The sequence below is a fragment of the Sporosarcina psychrophila genome (assembly GCF_001590685.1).
Classification (GTDB): Bacteria; Bacillota; Bacilli; order Bacillales_A; family Planococcaceae; genus Sporosarcina; species Sporosarcina psychrophila.
Map to the genome: position 1 here is coordinate 3,800,798 of NZ_CP014616.1, position 20,544 is coordinate 3,821,341.

Below are 20,544 nucleotides of genomic sequence, written 5' to 3' on the forward strand. Positions count from 1 at the left end.
TTGAAAATAAACTAAAAAGTAATAAAAGATAGAGACGCGCTGTTAATAAACAGCAGCGTCTCTATTTAAAGTATTATTATTTATTTAAAATTTTTGCAACTGCAGCAGCTACATAATCATTCGCTTGTTTGATAGTAGTAACTTTATCTATCCCAGCGAAGTTAAGTGCAACAACTACTCCAGCAGTATCTGTTTTAGTTAATTTATTTACTTCTTCAGCTACAGCAAGTTTTTGAGTTGCATCCAAAGCCACATATGTTGGATACGCAAACGTATCTAAAGTTGTTTTAGTTGAAATGTTAGTAGCAGTAGCTAAATTGCCAATTGCATTAAAGCTATCAAGTTTAACTTTATGATCAGCCATTGCAACCCCTATAGCCGTAACTACAAGGTTAGCATCTAATTTAGTCGCTAATGTAGAACGTTTATCAATAACTAGTTGTGCAACTTCAAGTTTAACTTGAGATGAAGCGTTAAGATAATCTGTACTAACAGGGCTAGTTACACCTGAAGCAATCTCAGTTAATGCATCACGTACTTGAGCTACAGTAGCAGATGTATCTTTTACTGTTGCAAGATTTGCTGTAGCGTTATTCGTTCCATTAACGCTAGTAATAATAGCAGTAACTTGAGCAGCTGTTGTTTTACCTTTAGCTTTTAGTGCATCACGATATTGGATTAAAGACGTATCGCTAACTTTAGTCATATCAAATTTGTCAGCTGTATGGCTCGTTACATCAGCCAATTTTTGAAGAGTAGCTTTTACTTCAGCAGCCGTACTTGTTTCTGTTAATGCATTAATTGAATCTGTAGCAGATTTTAATGCAGCAGTGTCAGCAGCTGTTACAACAGCTGTTTTCAAAGCTGCTACTGTTGTAGTACCAGTAATTGTAGTTGCAGGTGCATTTTTAGCTGTTAGGTATTCAGCTTTCAAGTTTGCATTCAATGCTGTAGCAGGTAGGTTAACGCTGTCTAGCTCAGAAAGTCTCACTAATGCATTGTATACAGTCGCAGCTGTCGTTGCTTCTTTAACTCCAAATACTGCAGATTTAACTTCTGAAGCTTTAACGGCTGCAGCTTTAGTAGTAGCAGGCGCTACATCAGCAACAGTATAAAGTTTAATTAATTCTGTAACTGCATTTTGTTCAGCAACTGTAGTAGCGGCTGTACTTGCAGCATTAATTTTAACTGTATTTTGTGCGTTAACTAGTGCTTGAATTTCAGCAACTGTGTCAGTGTTAGCAGGTGTTGCTTTAGCAGTTGTAATTGCATTGTTATAATCCACAATCCAACTTGCGTTTACGTTTGAAAATGCTTTGTGTTGAAGAGCACTTAACAGTTGAACTTGGTTAGTTGCATCATTTACCGCTTTTACAGCAGCTGCTGCTTCTCCTGTAGAAACTGTAGTATCGTTTGCTTTATTAATAACTGATTGAATATCAGCTAGATTTTCTTTAGTTGCATTAGCATTGATAGCTGCTACATAAGCTGTGATATTAGCATCAACGATGTTAACTAAACCAGCTTTTTTAAGTGCTGCTAATGTTGTTACTTCATTATTTGTCGCAGAAGCAGTAACGATATCAGCGAAGTTTTTAATTGCATTGTTATCGTATTTAACTGCGCCAATTACCCAAACGCCAGTAGGATCTACTGTAAGTGAAGTTTTAAATGTGAAAGTAGCTTCAGTTTCACCTTTTTCTAGAGAAAGCGGGTTAACCTCCACTGCGTTTCCTTTGTCATCTAATACATTAATTGTGAATGCAGTTTCATTTTGTGCCAAAGCTTTGAGTGTTACTTTTACGCTTGTTTTAGTAATAGACTCTACTTTAGTTACATTTAAATCATCTGCAGTAAAGTCAAATGTCATAGCGATAGTTTTCTCTGCTTTTGCTTCACCTTTAGTAAGTGTCACAACATATTCTCCAGCAGTTTTACCAGCTACTACTGTTGCTACTACGTCTTTTTCAGTTACAAGTGAAGTAACATATGTTTGAACTGCTGCTAGTTTGTTAGCATCAGTTGCATAGTTTCCACGAGCAACAGTAACTGCGCCAGCTTTAACTTGTTCAGCTGCTGCATCTACTGCAACTTTATCAACATCTACTACAGGTGCTTTAACTTCAGAGAAGTCTGTGTTGATTGATTTGTGAAGGAACGTAGCGAAATGTCCACGAGTTGTTGTGTTTTTAGGGTTGAAAGCTGGTGCAGCTGGGTTCGTTATATCGAAGTAATCTAGAACGTCGATTGCTGTACGAGCTTCAGCTTTCGCTTTTGTTAAATCAGTAACGTCTTTTTTGAAGTCTTGTTCTTTAACATATTTTACGAGTTCTATGTCTTTAACTGTATCAAATGCACGAACGATAACAACAGCCATGTTTTCACGAGTGATGTTGTCGCCAGCTAATAGACGATCGTTACTTCCGTTGAATACGCCATTGTCTTTAACGACTGCAGCATATTGCAAGAGTTCATCATTTGATTTTGATGTCAAATCTGAGAAACGCATTTTAGTTTTATAGTCTGTCGGTACTTTATAACCTTCAGATACAAGCCATTTACCCATCAATTTCACAACGTCAGAACGAGTCAACGTTTTGTTTGGCAAGAATGAACCGTCTGGATAACCAGTGATGACACCTGCATCAGATAGTGCGTCGATTGCAGTTTCATGCGTGTTACCTTTTGTATCTTTGAAATCTTTCGCACTTGCTACTGGTGCTACCGCAGACGCTACCAATGCTGCAGATGCAGCACCTACTATAAACTTTTTGTACTTCGCTGATTGATTACTAGACATAAAATAATTTCCTCCTCTTAAAAACTATGGTATCGCATGTGAATTACCAAATATTAGTGGTACTGCTTATGTACCTTTTTGTTGCACCCTTATCGTAGCATGTAGTTTGAAGTCTATCATGGTCCAATTTATGGGTATAGTTGTTTGCTAGATTAGAAGGCACAAACAGATTAAGCAGTACTGGAACAACGTAAATAGGATGAATTAAACAGCAACCGACATCGTCTAGGACGAGGAGCGCTTCATTCACCTATAGTATTCTATACCCGTTAACCGGACGCTTAAAACAGTCTACCATACTTCTATCTCCCAACCCGTCGAGTGCCATTGTTAAAAATATGGCTCTATAATAGAAGGAACTCATTACAAATCGTAAAAATCATACAAATGCACCACAGAAAAAAACACCATTTGAACTATCAAAATGGTGTCTTTCCTATTTCCCGACTACTTATATCTCAAATTGTACCCCGATGCCTTGATCATTCGCTTTTCGATAGACGCCTTTCGCAACGGCCAAATCGAAATATGCCGCACCTACCGATTTGAAGAAAGTAATCTCTTCATCGTTCGTGCGAGCATCTAACTTTCCGATAACAACATCCATTAGCTCCCCGTGAATCTTTTCGAATCCCCAGTCAGTCTCATTAGCAGCGTGAATCAATTCCCCAGCTTCTTCTGTTACACCTTCCAGATCATCAACGACAATTTTACTGGCACGTTGAATGAATTCGAAATCTACCTCCCTCATATGTGGTAAATACGATCCAACCCCATTAACATGTGTCCCTGGCTTAACGTCGTTTCCGTTGAAAACTGGTGTAGTAGACCGAGTGCTGCAACAAATGATATCTGCACGACGAACCGCGTCAGCTACATCCCTTACAATAGTAATTTGAACTACTTCATTAACTCCAAATGCTTGAAGTCTTTCGCCAAACTTCACCGCTTTTTCTTCTGTCGGATTAACAAGAAGAATCTCTTTGATATCGCGAACTGCTAGAACACCAAGAACTTGTTCAAATGCCATTCCACCCGTCCCTATAACTGTTAGAACAGTTGAATTCAACTTCGACAATTTCGCTGTCGCCAATCCACTAAGTGCACCCGTGCGCAATCTCGTCAAATACGATGCATTCATTAATGCAAGATGCTCACCGTTTTGTGCATCCGTCACGAGTACGACTCCTTGAGTTGTCGGCTTTCCAACTGCTGGATTATTCGGAAAAATTGTAACCGTTTTCACAGTAACTACTTCTTCTACTAGATCAGCACTTGGCATGTACAATGAAGATGCGTTATGCTCTGGGAATTCAACGACTGTCCGTGGCGGATTCTTTATCTTCCCTTCCACCTTAGAACGTAAAACCTTTTCGATGTCTACTAATGCTTCTTTCATTCCATAAATAGATTGAATCTCATTTTCATTCAATAAAAGCATGTTTATACCACCTTTTTTTATTTATGCGTCCAACTCTTGACCTTTACGATCTTTTACAGCCCAAACCGCTAACAATGAAACGACTGCAGTAAAGATAATATACAGTGCGACTGGCACATATGAGTTGTTGAACTTTAGTAAAAGTGCCGTTGCAACAAGTGGTGCTGTTCCTCCTGCTAATGCCGCACCAATCTGATAACCGAGTGAGATACCCGTATAACGGACTTCTGCAGAGAAAATTTCTGATAACATTGTGCCAAGAACTGCGGTAATCGGTGCCCAAATGACGCCCAGTCCAATTACTGTTGCAATAACTAGGAGTGTTACCGAACCTTGTTTCACTAACCAGAAGTATGGGAATGCATACAATGCCATGGCGATTGTTCCGAATACATACAACGGTTTTCTACCAACACGGTCAGACAAAGCGCCCATAATCGGTATTAAGATCGTTGTAACAATTGTTCCGACCATAACCGCACCTAATGTTGCTGTCCGAGTGAACCCAAGATTTGTCGTTGCATAAGATACAACAAATGTACTGAAAATATAAAATGGTGCAGTTTCAACAACTTTTGCGCCAATTGCGATGAGTACTTCGCGCCAGTGATATTTTAACGTATGGAATAGCGGTACTTTCGGAATTTCCCCTTTTTCCTGTACTGCCTTAAACGACGGTGTTTCGTCAATTCCTTTACGAATCCATAACCCAAACACGACAAGCAACGCACTTAAGATGAATGGAACGCGCCATCCCCATGTCATAAATGAATCTTCAGGAAGAAGTGTCATAATCGAAAGTGCAATTGTTCCAAGTAGCATCCCAATCGTAATTCCCATTTGTGGTACACTTCCATAAAGTCCACGTTTTTCTTTTGGTGCATATTCGACAGCGAGCAGTAATGCTCCACCCCATTCTCCGCCGATTCCTAACCCTTGAATCAAGCGCAGTGTAATCAGTAGAATCGGCGCCCAAATACCGATTGCTTGGTATGTTGGCAATAGCCCCATTCCGAATGTTGCAACACCCATCAGCGAAAGTGTTAGGACAAGTGTTTTCTTTCTTCCTATCCGGTCACCAATGTGACTAAAAATAATTCCCCCGAACGGACGGATGAAGAATGCGAGTGCAAATGATGCATACGCTAGTATTAGGCCGACTGACGGGTCTTCGGTTACAAAGAATACTTGATTAAAAACGAGTGCCGCTACTGTTCCGTACAAAAAGTAATCGAACCATTCAATCGAACTTCCTACGAGACTCGCAAGCAAGACGCGATTCATCTTTCTTTTATCCATACCAAACTCCCCTTTGTTTGTTAACTAAATTGAAGTGACACTTCAATTTAGATTAATTCTATCATATTGATAATAAAATTTTCTGTCAACATTTTTTTAAGGAGTGATTAAATGCAAGATAGTAACTTGGGTATTAAAATAAAGGAAATTCGAACAAAAAGACGTATGACATTGAAAGTCCTAGCTGAAATGACCGGGTTTTCCATTAGCTTTTTATCTCAACTGGAACGCGGGAAATCGTCAGCAACACTGGAGTCCCTTAAAAAGATTTCCATTGCTCTCGAAGTGAATCCAAGTTACTTTTTCATCGACCCAAACGAAGAAAAAGAAGTAGTTCATCGGAATTCAACCGTTCCAATGCGGACGAATGAACATAATATTTATTACAAAGATTTGAGCGGTGAGATGAATCAACCAGCATTTACACCACTCCTTGTTGTCATGAAACCTAATCAAAATGAAGGTGATCCCATCACCCACGAAGGACAGGAGTTTTTATATGTTCTCGAGGGACAATTGACAGTGCAAATCGGAGAAAAACTACATACACTTGATGCCTTCGACTCCATTATGGTTGATTCCCGAGACCTGCATTATTGGTATAATTATACTGATAACGATGTGCGTTTTTTATGTATTTCGTATGATGAAAAATAACACAAATAACCTCTAACCAGCAATTGGTCGGAGGTTATTTATCTTTTCTCATGTCATTTCCAACATGAAAATGTATTGCACTAACATTCATACTCGTGTTGGAGTTGAGTAGGTTACTGTCTTCAAGACTTACCCCAATCAGTTTTAAATGTTGCCAACTGAATTTCTGCATCAATAATTCTACGTTCTTTATCATTGAGCCAATGCATTGCTTCTTTCGTAAACTCTTTCGATTGTTCGAGTGAAGCTTTCATCGTTTCCGCGGAAGGTCCACCGTAGATCGTTCGTATAGCTACGAAATGTTGCGGACGTAACGTTTTATAGAAATCCTCTTCAGTGATTAGTAAATCTTTATTCAAAACAAGCTGTGCCTGGTCATTCGCCAGTTGCCACGTAAGGCTCATTAACGATTCCTCGCCTGCGACTACCAATTTCTTCACACAATTACTGACGATTAGATGGGATTGTCTGAAGGTAATCTGCTCCGAACGAACCAATGTATCAGCCAGTTCTGTTACGTTCGCAAAACTGCTTTCCGCCCGTTCAAGTAACTTTTTCTTATTTACTTTCATTGTTAGGACGACACTGCCGAACAATTGGTAGATTCCAATCAGCCGATCAATCGCTTTCCACAAAAAAGGCTGCATATCGTCTTCCGTATCCACAATATCCCCAAACGGTGTGTTGTGCACCATCGTCAACACTGTATTCGTATCACCCACAACTGCTGACAATAAAGAACGCATATGTTCAATCGACACCGGGTTTCGTTTTTGAGGCATGATCGAACTTATTTGGACATATGGATCAGCCAAAGTGAAAACATTAAATTCCTGCGTTGCCCATGTTAGAAAGTCTTGAACAGTACGCCCCAAGTTTAACGCGGACAACTGAACTGCACTCGCCGATTCCGTAATGTAATCCGCGCCAGCCACCGCATCCCATGAATTCTCGATAATATCGTCAAACGCCAGCAAATCTCGCATTCGTTCACGGCTGATTGCAAAACCCGTTGTTGTTAGTGCAGCCGCTCCCATACTACTTCGATTTACCGTTCCAAACGCCGACTGAACGCGCTTGAAATCTCTGCCGAGTTGATCTATAACCGCTTTTAAATAATGGGCGAGCGTAGTCGGTTGCGCTTGTTGCGTATGGGTATAACCAATCATCACCGTATCGACATGCTCTTCACAAAATGCAATCAGTGCATCTTTTAACGCTAGCATCTCACTCATCAACTCAAGCAGTTTTTTGCGTAATGTCATTCTGTAAATAGCGATTCCCATATCATTCCGGCTTCGCGCAATATGCAAATTCCCCGCAATCTCCCCCGCATCCTCAATCAAATCATGCTCAATGCGGAAAAAGAGATCTTCAAACAGCGGATTGTAATGGTCCGTACTGTAATAATCCACATCGAGTGTCTGGATTGCTTTCCCAATCGTCACTGCATCTTCCTGGCTGACAATACCTTGCTCTTCCAACATTTTTAAATGTGCAGTATGAATCTGTATCATCGAATGTAAAAAGTACTTCTTCGCTTCATCATAAGCAGGTTGCAAAACCATTTTCCGATACGTTTTAGACGGAAACTCTTCTCCTTCGACTTCATTGATACGATCTTTGAAGCTCCTAATCATTGACATACATCCTTCCATTTAAGAATTATATATGTGAATTCCATTGAACCACTGCGGCGCTAGGGGTTGCCTCCCGCCATAAGCCAGGCAGCTTCGGCTCAGGGCACTGAAAAAGTACAATTTCCTTCAATACCGTTGATTTCCGTTCCGAGCGGACGCTTTCCGCGGGCACGGCTTCAGCCTCCTCGTCACTGCGTTCCTGCGGGGTCTTCAGCTCGCGCTGTTCCCGCCGGAGTCGCCGCTCTTCACTACAATCAACTAGTTCTTACTATAAATAAGAACTTTTTCAGTGGCTTCGCTTCGGCTACCCCTGTTAAGGCGCCTTCGCTCAGTTTATACGCCGAAATCAATACCTCAACTTATATAGTAGGTTAAATCGCCGAACCAGCAGTTCCTTTAGATAACTTTTCAGAAATCGTCAACACAATGAGGATTAAAATGATTTGCAACACACCATATGCACAGGCTGTTCCAAATTTAAAGGCATACATCTTTTGGAAAATGGCTACTGATAATGGCATCGTTGACGTACTATAAATGAGGATCGATGCCACAAACTCCCCAATACTTTGAACAAATGCAAGAAGAGTTCCTGCTAAAATCCCCGTCAACGTCAATGGTAAAACGATTTTTCGGAACGTCATCCACCAACCAGCGCCAAGACTCCTCGAAGCCTCCTCTATCGATTGGTCCATCTGCATTAACGACGCCGATGTCGAACGGAAAACGAGTGGCAAGTGGCGAATGAAATAAGCGAGTGGCAATATCCAAAACGTCCCTATCAACACTTGATTGAAAGCGAAAATATTTTCTTCACTGAATGCTGCAATCAAATTCACTGCTACAACAGTACCAGGAAGCGCCCACGGAACCATGATTAAAATATCAAGCAATGTCTTCCCTTTGAAATTAAGCCTTACCATCGCATACGCCGCTGCGACACCGAACACGATGTTACCAAGCGTTGCCACAAAGCCCATTTGCAACGAGTTCCAAATTGGTCGCCATGTCCTTTCATCCGTGAATAATGCTTTATAATGGTCAAACGTATATTCAGGTGGCAACACTTGAGTCGTCCACGTGCCATCCACAGATAACGATATGAGAATGAGCGTCAAAATCGGCAATAACAAGATGAGAACGCCAACAAAAGATAGAATGACGGAAACCACTTTCATCGCCTTCGACTTCACTTCCGAACGATGGACACTAATTCCTTTGCTCAAGTTTTGGTAATTACGCCTATTTTGGTACCATCTCATGATGATTAAAAATGAAATTGATACAAATGATAATATTGTCGATTGTGTTGCGGCCATATCCAAGTTGCCATTCGTTCTCGATAAATAGATTTGCATCGTCATCGTCCGCTCCACTCCAAAAATGAGCGGTGCTGTGTATGACGCCATCGAAATCATGAACACGAGAAGCGCCGCGGCCACAATGGAAGGCGTCAGCATTGGTAAAATGATTTTTCGCCATATCCGAATTCTGCTCGCACCTAGGTTTGTCGCCGCTTCTTCGAGTGACGGATCGAGTCCCTTAATCGCCGCCGACGCGGTCAAATAGAAGTACGTATACATCGTAAACGTATGGACCACAATAACGCCCCATACCCCTTTTAGCTTGAAAGGCACTTGCTCTAAGTTGAATAAATGCTGGATACCACGTGGAATAATCCCACTTTCTCCATATAAAAACGTAAACGACAGCACACCAACTAACGGCGGCAACGCCATTGGCACTAAAACGAGAATGGACAACACACGCCGCCCTGGAAAGTCATACCGCTCCAGTAAAAAAGCCATCAACACGCCGACAATCGCACACGTAATAACACTAATTACTGAAATGTACACACTCGTCCAGAGTGCTTCCAGATTGGATGTACTCTCCAAACTGAAAAACTTTTTATAATTGTTCAGCCCTGTCTCACTGCCAAAGCTTTGGATGAACGTTTGGTAAAACGGAAAAATAACATATCCAAACAAAATGAGGAACAATGGTGATATAAGAACATAGATAAATGAAGGGGACCGCGTAATACGTGCCCACAAACTATCTTGAGAAGAGTAGATTGTCTGTTTTTTCATAAGTCTAGCCCCCTATTCCCCAAGAAAGTAAAGGCTTCGAGACGGGATAGATAACTGGATGGAATCCCCGATTTGCAACAGTTTTCCGCCTGTATTAATAATCATTACTTTGAGCGTAATACCAGGAATCTTCACGATATAATTGACACTTAGACCGGTAAATTCAACAAATGTAATTTCTCCTGTCAGTGTGTTTTCCCCATCTCCCTGAAGAATTGATTCTGGACGAATTGACACATGAATCTTTCCCCCTTTATTCATCGGAGCAAGCGGAGAACTGTTTTCAAGAAGTCCCGTCAGCGTGACACCTTGTTCATTTTTCACAACGACTTTTTCACTTTCGATCGACATGATAGTCATTTCTAGCGTATTCGATTCGCCAATGAACGATGAAACGAATCGATTCACTGGACGATTGTAAATTTCCTGCGGCGTACCAATCTGTTGTACATAGCCGTTTTCCATCACCATAATGCGATCAGACATCGCCATCGCTTCCGTCTGATCATGTGTAACATAGACCGTCGTCACACCAAGTTCCGCTTGCAGCCTTTTTATTTCAATACGTGTTTCTTCGCGCAACTTGGCATCCAAGTTCGATAACGGTTCATCCAACAGTAAAATATCCGGTTTAATGACGAGCGCCCGAGCTAATGCGACACGTTGCTGCTGACCGCCAGAAAGCTCATTGATTTTTCGCCCACCGTATTGTTCAAGCCGCACAAGGCCCCTCACTTCATCTACCTTTGCTTTTATATCCTCTTTCGAAAACTTCCTCACTTCTAAGCCAAACGCAATATTTTCATTTACCGTCATATGCGGGAAAAGTGCATAGTTTTGAAACACCATGCCGATGTCTCGCTTATTTGGCTGCAACCTCGTTACATCACGTTCATCGAAAAAAATCTTCCCCGCCGATGGGTAATAAAATCCTGCAATCATACGAAGCGTCGTCGTCTTTCCGCATCCGCTCGGACCAAGAAATGTGAAAAATTCACCAGGTTGAATGTCGATATTCAACTCTTTCACACCGTGAACTTTTCCGAACGTTTTTGTTATATCTTGTAATCGAACACCCTTCATCCCGTCACCCCTTTCGCTCAAATCTATATAGGTTGAAATAAAAAAATTCATTGAATCCGCTACGGCGCTCGGGGGATGCCTCCCGCCCTATGCCAAGTAAGTTTCAGGGCTTCAGCCACCCCTTAGAAGGCGCCCTTGCTCAGTTTATATAGATGTTCATTTGTCAATATAGTCACTATGTAATGGAAAGACCCCGAGATTGATTACCCGAGGTCTCGATGAAAAGCGCAGGGCGCCTAGTCATTATTCCATGTAGAAAAGGTATACTTATCTTTCAACTACAATTACTTCCCTTTACCCTTGATATTTGAATCCCAATGCTCCATCCATTCCGCTTCTTTGTCAGCCATCACTTCCCAATCGATATCAAGTGCCTTCAAGTCAAGGTCTTGATACCAATCCGGCATATCTTCTTTGGCAATATCCGAGCGTGTCGGAATCTGATAAAGTTCTTCCGCAAGTTCTGCACGTACTTCTGGATCAAAGAGGAATTCGTAGAATAATTTCGCATTCGCTTCATTTTTCGCATCGTTGACAATACCGACCGCATCTACCAGAATCGGCGCACCACTTTTCGGATAAATATAGTCAAACGGTTGGTTGTTCAATTTACTTTGCAGCAAGATATCTTGCAAATTCCACAACGACACCGTTCCTTCTTGACGCACCAACTTCAAATAGAGATTCGTCGGATCTTGCGCATAATCTTTCGTGTTTGCATCTAAACCTTTAAGCCATTCATAGCCTTTTTCAGGATCATCCGCACCTTGACGATAAATCATTGATGAGTAAATTGTACGCATCGTACCAGACGCTAGAACGCCGCGGATAACAATTTTATCTTTCCATTCCGGCTTCAACAAATCATCCCAATCTTGCGGACCCGTTTCCGGTGTTAATACATCGCTATTGATCATAATGACTTCCGGCAATAGCATTTCTCCGTACCATCTGCCTTCAGCATCTTTATAGTCGGCCGCAATCGCCTCGTCAAATGACGGCTTGAACGGCATAAGCAGATCTTCATCCGCCGCCACCATCATTGCGGATTGTGTACCGCCCCACCAGAAGTCCGCTTGAGGATTCGCTTTCTCACCGCGGACACGCTCCAGTATTTGTTGTGCCCCCATCGTCAAATTATCAACTTGAATGTCAGGGTATTTTTCATTGAACATTCCAACGACCTTCTCAACAACACTTTCATCACGCCCTGTGTAAATAACGAGCTTGCCTGAAGCGCCTTCTTCTTTCACTACGTCATCGTCCTTTTTGGTGTCTCCTTCCCCTTTATCATTACCACACGCTGCGGCAACAAGGAGAAACAGGACAAGCAACATACTAAAGATTCCTTTTTTCTTCAATAAAATGACCCCCCTTTTAGTTATATAAACGATTGCAAGGTACCGAGGAATTAACTACCACTCTGTTACTATATGGTTCCCCAACTAGAGATGTTTCATTTAGTTTAAAATGGAAATTCATTCAAGTCAAATTTATCGGTATTTTCTAAATACGATTTATAACCGTAACTATTTTCATTAAACAAAAAAGAACCCCTTCAAGCACTTTAATGCTTGAAAAGGTCGCTTCATTATTTCATGTTCATCCAAATGGATAGGCGTGTACGGTATTCCCCATTCGTCCCGTAGTCGTCACTGCTTGTGACAATGAATTCAAAATCGCTTCCTCTGTAACATCTGATGCACCTGAAAAAAGATCATTCATAATCGGATGATCTTCTCTTAGCTCAAGCCTTGTTTCAACAGTATCCGAAGTGGAATGCGGTATTTTATGAGCCGTCGAAAAAGCGATGACAATGTCACCACTGCCATTGCTAAAATGACTACCCATTCTCCCCAACCCGATACCACATCTTTTCGCCAGCCGCTTTAACTGCCTGCTACCCAGTGGTGCATCTGTAGCCAAGACAATCATGATAGATCCATCTGCTGGTTTAGGATAGGTAGGTACATCCTGATTATCACTCAGATGATATCTGTCTATTTGAAAGTCTTCTTTCCGTCCGAAGTTACTAAGGACTAAGCAACCAATTGTATAGGTCTCCCCACTTGTGCCATCTTTGATAATTCGTGAGGAAGAGCCGATTCCTCCTTTATAACCGAAACAAATCATGCCTTTTCCAGCTCCAACCGCCCCTTCTAGGGAAGCCTCAGTGGAAGCTTCTTTAATAGAAGCAATCGCGTGACTTGGTTGAATCGGTAGCTCGCGAATCGAGTTTAGCCTGCTGTCATTACATTCCCCGACAACCAAATTTATGGTTCCAGTTGTATCTCCAATCTCAGGGTTTTGTTCTAACATATACTGCAAGGCCCCTTGTGTAACCGCGGGAACACCAAATGTATTGGTTAGCATAATCGGTGACTCAATCAGCCCTAATTCATCAACCTGGACGAGTCCTGTTGTCTTTCCAAAACCATTCAATACATAGCTCGCACCCACTACCTTATTCATAAACAGATTGTCCCCATGCGGTAATATAGCAGTCACGCCAGTAGCGGCGTATTCAGTCCCCTGCAGTGGATTATCCAGTGTGACATGCCCAACTTTCACACCCTCTACATCCGTAATACAATTCTTTATCCCGACCGGAAGACGACCAATCGTAATACCTCTATCTCTAATTTTTTTCGGCTGTTGTAGCTTCAATTTTAATCACTCCAGGTAATAATGGTTTTTAGTGGTCAGTCAAAGAATGTTTTCACTGCATATCCTAGTATCTTTCGACAATAAAGCACATCATTCTATAGTGTGGATAAAGTTATTAACACTAACCTAACCGAGTTATCTGTATTTATTAATAATTCTAACAGGTTACTCACATGATATCCACCGCTTTTGTGGATAAGTTTTGATTATTCTATGTTTTCAAGAAGCTGACTGTCGCCAATACAATTCGGAAACAATGAAAGCTCTCCGAAGAACGCAAATTACCTGATGCCACTAGAAATTCGGCATCAGGTAGTTGAAGTGTTCTATTTAAATTTCATTATAAATCATTGCTTCAAATCGAGAAGTCTTCCGGAATGAAAACACGAAGTTGATTCGGTTTGATATATACATCTTCACCTGCTTTCACATTTAGCTCCCGATATCTGTCTTTCGTCAATTCTGCTTCTAGAAATTGATCATTGTCTTGTCGTTTTAGTTCCACTTGCACAGTGCGCCCCACGACATGTATATGGATAATTTTCGCTTTAACTGCTTCCGTATCTGTACTTTCTCGTTCAATCGTCACATCATGTGGCCTAACATAACCAATAGCCAACTTATTTTCAGCTCTTTCAAGATCTACTGCATCCAAATCGACCTGTACATTGAGTAGCTTGCCATTTTGCAAGCGCCCATGAAAAATATTCACATTCCCTAGAAAATCATACACAAATGGACTGTTTGGATGATCATAAACTTCTTCCGGGCTACCTATCTGTTCAATCTTCCCTTCATTCATAACAACAATTCGGTCCGCCACGTCAAGAGCCTCTTCCTGATCATGCGTCACAAATATACTCGTAATATGAAAATCATCATGCAATCTTCGCAACCAACGTCGCAGTTCTTTCCGCACTTTTGCATCGAGCGCACCAAATGGTTCATCAAGTAACAGTACTTTTGGTTCCACTGCAAGCGCTCGCGCTAGTGCAACACGCTGCCTTTGCCCCCCCGATAGTTGAGATGGATAACGAGTAGCAAATGCTTCTAACTTTACAAGTCCTAGTAATTCATTTACTTTCGCAGCAATTTCTTTTTTAGTTGGCCGTTCTTTTTTGGATCGCACTTTCAATCCGTATGCAACATTATCAAAAACCGTCATATGTTTAAACAGGGCATAATGCTGAAAAACGAAACCAACCTTTCGTTCTGTCGTGCGAATATGGGTCATGTCTGCCTCACCGAATAAGACAACCCCATGATCCGCCTCTTCAAGTCCTGCAATTATGCGCAGTAGCGACGTTTTGCCCGATCCAGATGGTCCAAGCAACGCCACGAGCTCTCCTGTTTTAATGTCGAGGTTAATATCTTTCAGTGCATCAAACGAGCCAAACCTCTTCGACACTTCTTTTATTTGAATACTCATGTGGTAACCTCCTGTTCTATCCTTGCTGACTTGTTTTCCATTCAATGAAGTTTTTCAAAACTAGCGTAATAATCGCTAAAATGGACATAAGAGATGCAACAGCGAACGCTGCGGAAAATTGATATTCATTGTACAAAATTTCAATATGTAACGGCATCGTGTTTGTAAGACCGCGAATATGCCCCGAAACAATCGAGACAGCGCCAAATTCACCAACTGCACGTGCATTACAAAGAATGACTCCGTATAATAATCCCCACTTGATATTTGGCAGCGTGACATGCAAGAATGTTTTAAATCCACCCGCTCCAAGTGTTAAGGAGGCTTCTTCTTCCGCCGTTCCTTGCGCCTGCATAAGTGGGATCAACTCACGTGCAACAAACGGAAATGTCACAAACAATGTGGCAAGCACAATGCCCGGGACAGCGAAAAGAATTTTAATATCATTTGCAAATAAAAATTCACCGAACAACCCGTGGGCACTGAATAATAAAACAAACACGAGACCTGCAATAACTGGTGAAATTGCAAACGGCAAGTCAATCAAGGTAATTAAAAGACTCTTCCCTTTAAATTCAAACTTAGTAATTGCCCATGCAGCTGCAATTCCAAAAATCGCGTTTAGTGGCACCGTAAGTATGGCGACAAGTAATGTTAGTTTGATTGCCGATAGTGCGTCCGGGTCTGTAATTGCAGCTACATAGACGCCTGCTCCCTTTTCAAAAGCTTTTATAAAGATTGCAACAAGCGGTAATACTAGAAAAAGCAATAGAAATCCGAGTGCAATCGCAATTAGCGGAATACGAACCCGAGGCTGAGCATCTGTAGTCCGCTTGCTCCCATTCTTACTAACCAACTGCACCTGACTCTGTTTTGCCATGGAATTCCCTCCTAATTATGAACAAATTTCCGATTAGTCCACCACTGCAATCCGTTAATAAATAGCAAGATAGCAAATGAGAAAACGAGCATGACCGCACCAATTGCTGTAGCAGCAGCATAATCATATTGTTCAAGTTTTGTCATAATAATGAGCGGTGTTATCTCAGTCTTCATCGGCATATTACCTGCAATGAAAACCACCGAGCCATACTCTCCAATCGCACGGGCAAATGCTAAAGCAAAACCTGTCATTGCTGCTGGCAAAATTTCTGGAACAATCACTCTAACAAACGTTTGAAAGCGATTCGCGCCTAAAATAGCAGACGCCTCTTCCATTTCCCGTTCAAGATTTTGAAGAACCGGCTGCACCATTCGGACGACGAATGGCAAGCCGATAAATGTTAATGCAATCGTAATACCGAGAGGCGTAAACGCAACTTTAAACGATAAAAACTGACCAATCCACCCCTTTTCCGTATACAGTGTTGTTAATGCGATACCTGCAACAGCTGTTGGAAGTGCAAATGGTAAATCTACCAATCCATCAATGATTCGCTTGCCAGGGAACGAATAGCGAACGAGTACCCATGCAATCAATACACCAAATAGCAGATTAATGCAGGCTGCTGCAAATGCGGTACCAAAACTTATTTTGTACGATGCAATGACGCGCGGTTCCGTTACCGTTGCCCAAAAATCTGACCACCCCATTGATGAGGTATTAATGAATATCATGGAGAGCGGAAGTAAAACGAGCAAGCTGAGATACAGCATCGTGAATCCGAGCGACAGCCCAAATCCCGGCAATATACTATGTTTCTTTAATCTCCATTTCTTCGCCATTGCTTCACCTTCACTTCTGTAGTTAACTGTTTTTAACGCCTCTACTCCAACTTATCAATTGGATTTTTTAATTAGACACCACTACGGTAGGTAAATTTCATCGAAGGTGCCGCCGTCATTAAAGTGTTTTTCCTGGGCTTCTTTCCAACCACCGAAATCATCGTCAATTGTAACGAAGTTAATGTCTGGGAATTGATCTGCATATTTTTTTAATACCTCTGGGTCACGTGGACGATAGTAGTTTTTCGCTGCAATTTCCTGTCCAGTTTCTGTATACAGGTATTCCAGATAGGCCTGTGCGACTTCTTCTGTGCCTTTCTTCTTGACGATTTTATCCACAACTGCAACTGGCGGCTCTGCTAAAATACTGAGTGATGGGACGATAATTTCAAATTCACCTTTTCCAAGTTCATTTAACGTTAAGAAGGCTTCATTCTCCCAAGCAAGCAATACATCCCCAATACCCCGTTCAACAAAAGTTGTCGTTGAACCGCGAGCCCCAGAATCTAGTACTTCAACGTTTTTATAAAGATCGCCAACAAATTCTTTCACTTTCGTTTCATCCCCATTAAATTTCTTATTCGCATAAGCCCAAGCCGCCAAGTAATTCCAACGAGCACCGCCTGATGTTTTCGGATTTGGTGTTATAACCGAAACACCTTTTTTCGTTAAGTCATCCCAATCTTTAATGCCTTGTGGATTGCCTTTTCGAACTAGGAAAACAATCGTTGACGTGTATGGTGTTGAGTTATTTTCCAATCTAGTTTGCCAGTTTTCTGCTAGCAGGTCACGGGCGGCGGCGACTTCGTCAATATCGTAAGCAAGGGCCAGTGTGACAACGTCTGCTTCTAGACCGTCAATTACTGCTCGACCTTGTTTTCCTGATCCACCATGCGACTGCTGAATAGTCACTTCCTGTCCGGTTTCATCTTTCCAATGTGCAGCAAATTCTTTATTAAACTCCTCGTATAACTCACGCGTTGGATCGTAGGATACATTTAACAGCTCGACTGAATTCTTCTTTTCGGCAGAGGCAGTTTGATCCCCACTTTTTTCAGTACCACCACATCCTGTTAAAATCCCAACCGTTGCAGTGATGCCCACCAAAAACTTGATTATTGTCGTATTTTTCTTCATCCTATTAACCTCCACTTCTATTTTCAATTCTTTATAAGAACCCTTTTTGATTGGTTTATGATTGTATCTTCATTTGTCTTCATTGCTCAAGTTGTTGACTTTTTAAAGAAAACCGTCTCTTTTCCAGCCGATCAATATGCTTAATTTGCGAGTCATGAATAACGATTTCCACCGATCCGCATTTGATTTCTTTCACTGACAGTACAATACACTCAATCCATTGCTCATCGATTTGTTTTTCTACCATGTGAGGCCTCCTATTTTCATTTTTAATATCTCAGCTAATGTAGTCGATTATTATAATAAAAGGCTCCAAGAAGCCTATATTCACAAGAATAATAGATTTCAAGGAGCCTTCAATCGTCTGATCAGCAGCCTTTTATATGCAGTTTTCATATCTGAGTAAACGAATTAGCCTATTTATGGAGAGGGACGTTTAGGACATTTAAGAAGCGAAACATAACTATACTGCACAATAAAAACCTCCCATTATATTTCTTTCGTCCACATACATTCCTTACGTGGCTGACACTGTCTATGATTTTAAACAAACAAAAAGGCTCTCAACATTAAATTCGGTTGAGAGCCTTCGGTTTTCCGATCAGCTACTATCTTTTTACTATGAAAGATCAAGGGAGAGGTCCCTATACAGACTCTTTCTCCGGTTTTATTAAATTCATTTCAACGACTGGATAACTTGCTCCGAACACTAATCAGCAACGGTACCTCTTCAATAACCAAGTAACTCGATATGTTTTATTAGATTAATAAGATTATAGCGTATCCTTTCTAATCTGTCTAGACGCATTTTTAAAATAAAGGAGTGAATTACAATTAACCCGTATAATTACAACGAATTACCTATATTTGTTAACATAAAGAATCCTCTCAACAACGCTCGGCGCTTGGGGATGCCTCCCGCAATAAGCCTTCGCTCAGTTTGTATAGCGAATCATTTGTTTAACATATGTTACTTAGCCAAAGTAAACCCGTAAGTGACTGATAAAACACTAGATACCCTATGTACAGGTGCTTTTGAATCGCTTTGGACTAAACGACTACTCTACAATTATCGGAATGTTTGACTGCTTACTCCTTCTTTATAGCATTTCTTTTCGAATGGAAAACAGTGTCACTTTCTTTCTGTTAGCATAAAACTCTCCTTCACACATGACTGTGGATAAAGTTATTAACATCACTCAGACCGAATTATCTGTATTCATTAACACTTCAAACAACTTACTCACAGGATATCCACCGCTTTTGTTGATAAGTTTGATTATTCTATACTTATTATTTAATCCAACTACACCTTGCTAGTTTCTCCCAATTTATCTATCATAGAGAGAGAAACTAAACTAAAGGGGCATACTTGAGATTGAAGAAATTTATACTGTTTTTACTACTATTACTTGTAGCATGTCCAACTTTCATAGAAGCAACTGAAGCATCAACTGTAAAATCGATAAAAATTACCGAAACCACTCCTGTTTTCGATGACTACCAGAAGGTCGCTGTATTCCTAAAAGGTACTTCACACACCGTGGTGAATGAATCAAACCTTTTTTATCATACGTTCATTGGAAACGATCAAGTTAAACTCTCGAAAAAGAAAGCTGTAATTATTAAAGATCTCCCGAATAACTGGAAAGCTGCACATCCAGTTCGAGCCAAGACTTCAAAACCTGTACAAGTCTTAGATCGACCGACAATTAAAGCGAATAGCATTGGACACATCCAACCGAATATGACGATTAATGTACAAAGATTAAAGGGTAATTATTATCCCGTCTTAATAGGTGGTAAAACGGGGTATATACATAAGAACGAGCTGCTCATCGAACCTGGTATCCCTGTCTTGATGTATCACGATCTTGTGCGTAGTAAAACCGACCAAAATGCATCAACATTAGAAATTGCTAAGTTTAAAGAGCAGATGGACTATTTGAAGGCAAACAACTGGACGACAATCACTCCACAACAGTTAGAATCTTGGGTTGCTAAAAAGGGGACACTCCCAAAGAAGTCTGTTCTTATCACATTCGATGACGGCTACAAATCGACAATTGACTTAGCCTATCCTATTTTGAAAAGTCACGGATTCCAAGCTACTTCTTTCCTGATTACAAGTCGTATCGATCGAATTAGCACGGTTTCAGAACAAGATATCATTCAGACACAGGATGTCTATTCTTATCAAAACCACACACATTTATTCCATATGTTTAATTCATTTACCAACCTTAGCCTGTTACAATATGAATCGGAACTAGCAATCTTTGAGGACATCCAAACAGCAAATGAAACCATCGAACAAATTATTGGCGGGGACTATCAAGTCATGGCCCACGCATACCCGTATGGAAAACGCAGTTTGGCGGCAATTTACGCCTTACAATCCGCCGGTATAACGAGTGCGTATACAATTGATGAGGGCAATGTCTTCCAGGGAGATTCCCTCTTCGATCTAAAACGTCAGCGCATTCACTCCAACATGAACTTAAAGCAATTTGCGGATAAATTGCAAGGAAGATAAAAATTCTCTGCTAGATGACAGCCATCAAGGACACTGT

General features: G+C 41.1%; 15 protein-coding genes. 2 read left to right on the forward strand and 13 right to left on the reverse strand.

Going from position 1 to position 20,544, the window contains the following annotated elements; all coding sequences use genetic code 11:
- Positions 1–76 precede the first annotated feature (76 nt).
- The 3 genes from AZE41_RS17975 to AZE41_RS17985 form a co-directional block, all read right to left on the reverse strand.
- Positions 77–2,800 (reverse strand): S-layer homology domain-containing protein, encoded by a 2,724-nt coding sequence (locus tag AZE41_RS17975; RefSeq protein WP_067212375.1) that lies wholly within the window; start codon positions 2,798–2,800, stop codon positions 77–79.
- A gap of 451 nt (positions 2,801–3,251) precedes the next feature.
- The gene (locus AZE41_RS17980) at positions 3,252–4,241 is read right to left on the reverse strand and encodes an ornithine cyclodeaminase family protein (protein ID WP_067212377.1); all 990 of its coding nucleotides are present in this window, start codon (positions 4,239–4,241) and stop codon (positions 3,252–3,254) included.
- A gap of 21 nt (positions 4,242–4,262) precedes the next feature.
- On the reverse strand, positions 4,263–5,540 hold the full coding sequence (locus AZE41_RS17985) for an MFS transporter (RefSeq protein WP_067212379.1): 1,278 nt from the start codon (positions 5,538–5,540) through the stop codon (positions 4,263–4,265).
- 111 nt (positions 5,541–5,651) lie between these two features.
- Here AZE41_RS17985 and AZE41_RS17990 point away from each other — a divergent pair, with 111 nt between their 5' ends.
- On the forward strand, positions 5,652–6,197 hold the full coding sequence (locus AZE41_RS17990) for a helix-turn-helix domain-containing protein (protein WP_067212382.1): 546 nt from the start codon (positions 5,652–5,654) through the stop codon (positions 6,195–6,197).
- Between the two features lie 122 nt (positions 6,198–6,319).
- On the opposite strand, the gene argH is transcribed toward AZE41_RS17990, so the two are convergent.
- The 10 genes from argH to AZE41_RS22355 form a co-directional block, all read right to left on the reverse strand.
- The gene (gene argH / locus AZE41_RS17995) at positions 6,320–7,837 is read right to left on the reverse strand and encodes an argininosuccinate lyase (RefSeq protein WP_067212384.1); all 1,518 of its coding nucleotides are present in this window, start codon (positions 7,835–7,837) and stop codon (positions 6,320–6,322) included.
- Positions 7,838–8,208: 371 nt separating this feature from the next.
- Positions 8,209–9,930 (reverse strand): ABC transporter permease, encoded by a 1,722-nt coding sequence (locus AZE41_RS18000; RefSeq protein WP_067212385.1) that lies wholly within the window; start codon positions 9,928–9,930, stop codon positions 8,209–8,211.
- Between the two features lie 12 nt (positions 9,931–9,942).
- Positions 9,943–11,013, reverse strand: coding sequence for an ABC transporter ATP-binding protein (locus AZE41_RS18005; protein ID WP_067212387.1), 1,071 nt, complete (start codon positions 11,011–11,013; stop codon positions 9,943–9,945).
- Positions 11,014–11,297: 284 nt separating this feature from the next.
- Positions 11,298–12,350 (reverse strand): extracellular solute-binding protein, encoded by a 1,053-nt coding sequence (locus tag AZE41_RS18010; protein WP_156476180.1) that lies wholly within the window; start codon positions 12,348–12,350, stop codon positions 11,298–11,300.
- A 265-nt stretch (positions 12,351–12,615) separates the two neighbouring features.
- On the reverse strand, positions 12,616–13,680 hold the full coding sequence (locus AZE41_RS18015; RefSeq protein WP_067212391.1) for a DmpA family aminopeptidase: 1,065 nt from the start codon (positions 13,678–13,680) through the stop codon (positions 12,616–12,618).
- Positions 13,681–14,035: 355 nt separating this feature from the next.
- Positions 14,036–15,109: a sulfate/molybdate ABC transporter ATP-binding protein gene (locus AZE41_RS18020; protein WP_067212393.1), complete on the reverse strand. Its 1,074-nt coding sequence runs from the start codon at positions 15,107–15,109 to the stop codon at positions 14,036–14,038.
- Positions 15,110–15,125: 16 nt separating this feature from the next.
- The gene (cysW, locus tag AZE41_RS18025) at positions 15,126–15,989 is read right to left on the reverse strand and encodes a sulfate ABC transporter permease subunit CysW (protein WP_067212395.1); all 864 of its coding nucleotides are present in this window, start codon (positions 15,987–15,989) and stop codon (positions 15,126–15,128) included.
- 11 nt (positions 15,990–16,000) lie between these two features.
- Positions 16,001–16,834 carry a sulfate ABC transporter permease subunit CysT gene (gene cysT / locus AZE41_RS18030; RefSeq protein WP_067212403.1) on the reverse strand — a complete coding sequence of 278 codons (834 nt, stop codon included), beginning with the start codon at positions 16,832–16,834 and terminating at the stop codon, positions 16,001–16,003.
- Positions 16,835–16,915: 81 nt separating this feature from the next.
- Positions 16,916–17,971 (reverse strand): sulfate ABC transporter substrate-binding protein, encoded by a 1,056-nt coding sequence (locus AZE41_RS18035; RefSeq protein WP_067212406.1) that lies wholly within the window; start codon positions 17,969–17,971, stop codon positions 16,916–16,918.
- Positions 17,972–18,050: 79 nt separating this feature from the next.
- Positions 18,051–18,218, reverse strand: coding sequence for a YezD family protein (locus tag AZE41_RS22355; protein ID WP_082786694.1), 168 nt, complete (start codon positions 18,216–18,218; stop codon positions 18,051–18,053).
- A gap of 1,131 nt (positions 18,219–19,349) precedes the next feature.
- Here AZE41_RS22355 and AZE41_RS18040 point away from each other — a divergent pair.
- Entirely contained in the window at positions 19,350–20,507 is a 1,158-nt protein-coding gene (locus AZE41_RS18040) for a polysaccharide deacetylase family protein (RefSeq protein ID WP_067212409.1), read from the forward strand.
- The last annotated feature ends 37 nt before the right edge of the window (positions 20,508–20,544 follow it).

Excerpts from the sequence above, each read along its gene's own strand:
- cysT (WP_067212403.1), bottom strand. The coding sequence starts at position 16,834 with ATGGCGAAGAAATGGAGATTAAAGAAACATAGTATATTGCCGGGATTT.
- argH (WP_067212384.1), bottom strand. The coding sequence starts at position 7,837 with ATGATTAGGAGCTTCAAAGATCGTATCAATGAAGTCGAAGGAGAAGAG.
- cysW (WP_067212395.1), bottom strand. The coding sequence starts at position 15,989 with ATGGCAAAACAGAGTCAGGTGCAGTTGGTTAGTAAGAATGGGAGCAAG.
- AZE41_RS18020 (WP_067212393.1), bottom strand. The coding sequence starts at position 15,109 with ATGAGTATTCAAATAAAAGAAGTGTCGAAGAGGTTTGGCTCGTTTGAT.
- AZE41_RS17980 (WP_067212377.1), bottom strand. The coding sequence starts at position 4,241 with ATGCTTTTATTGAATGAAAATGAGATTCAATCTATTTATGGAATGAAA.
- AZE41_RS17975 (WP_067212375.1), bottom strand. The coding sequence starts at position 2,800 with ATGTCTAGTAATCAATCAGCGAAGTACAAAAAGTTTATAGTAGGTGCT.
- AZE41_RS17985 (WP_067212379.1), bottom strand. The coding sequence starts at position 5,540 with ATGGATAAAAGAAAGATGAATCGCGTCTTGCTTGCGAGTCTCGTAGGA.
- AZE41_RS18010 (WP_156476180.1), bottom strand. The coding sequence starts at position 12,350 with ATGTTGCTTGTCCTGTTTCTCCTTGTTGCCGCAGCGTGTGGTAATGAT.
- AZE41_RS18005 (WP_067212387.1), bottom strand. The coding sequence starts at position 11,013 with ATGAAGGGTGTTCGATTACAAGATATAACAAAAACGTTCGGAAAAGTT.
- AZE41_RS18035 (WP_067212406.1), bottom strand. The coding sequence starts at position 17,971 with ATGAAGAAAAATACGACAATAATCAAGTTTTTGGTGGGCATCACTGCA.
- AZE41_RS22355 (WP_082786694.1), bottom strand. The coding sequence starts at position 18,218 with ATGGTAGAAAAACAAATCGATGAGCAATGGATTGAGTGTATTGTACTG.
- AZE41_RS17990 (WP_067212382.1), top strand. The coding sequence starts at position 5,652 with ATGCAAGATAGTAACTTGGGTATTAAAATAAAGGAAATTCGAACAAAA.
- AZE41_RS18000 (WP_067212385.1), bottom strand. The coding sequence starts at position 9,930 with ATGAAAAAACAGACAATCTACTCTTCTCAAGATAGTTTGTGGGCACGT.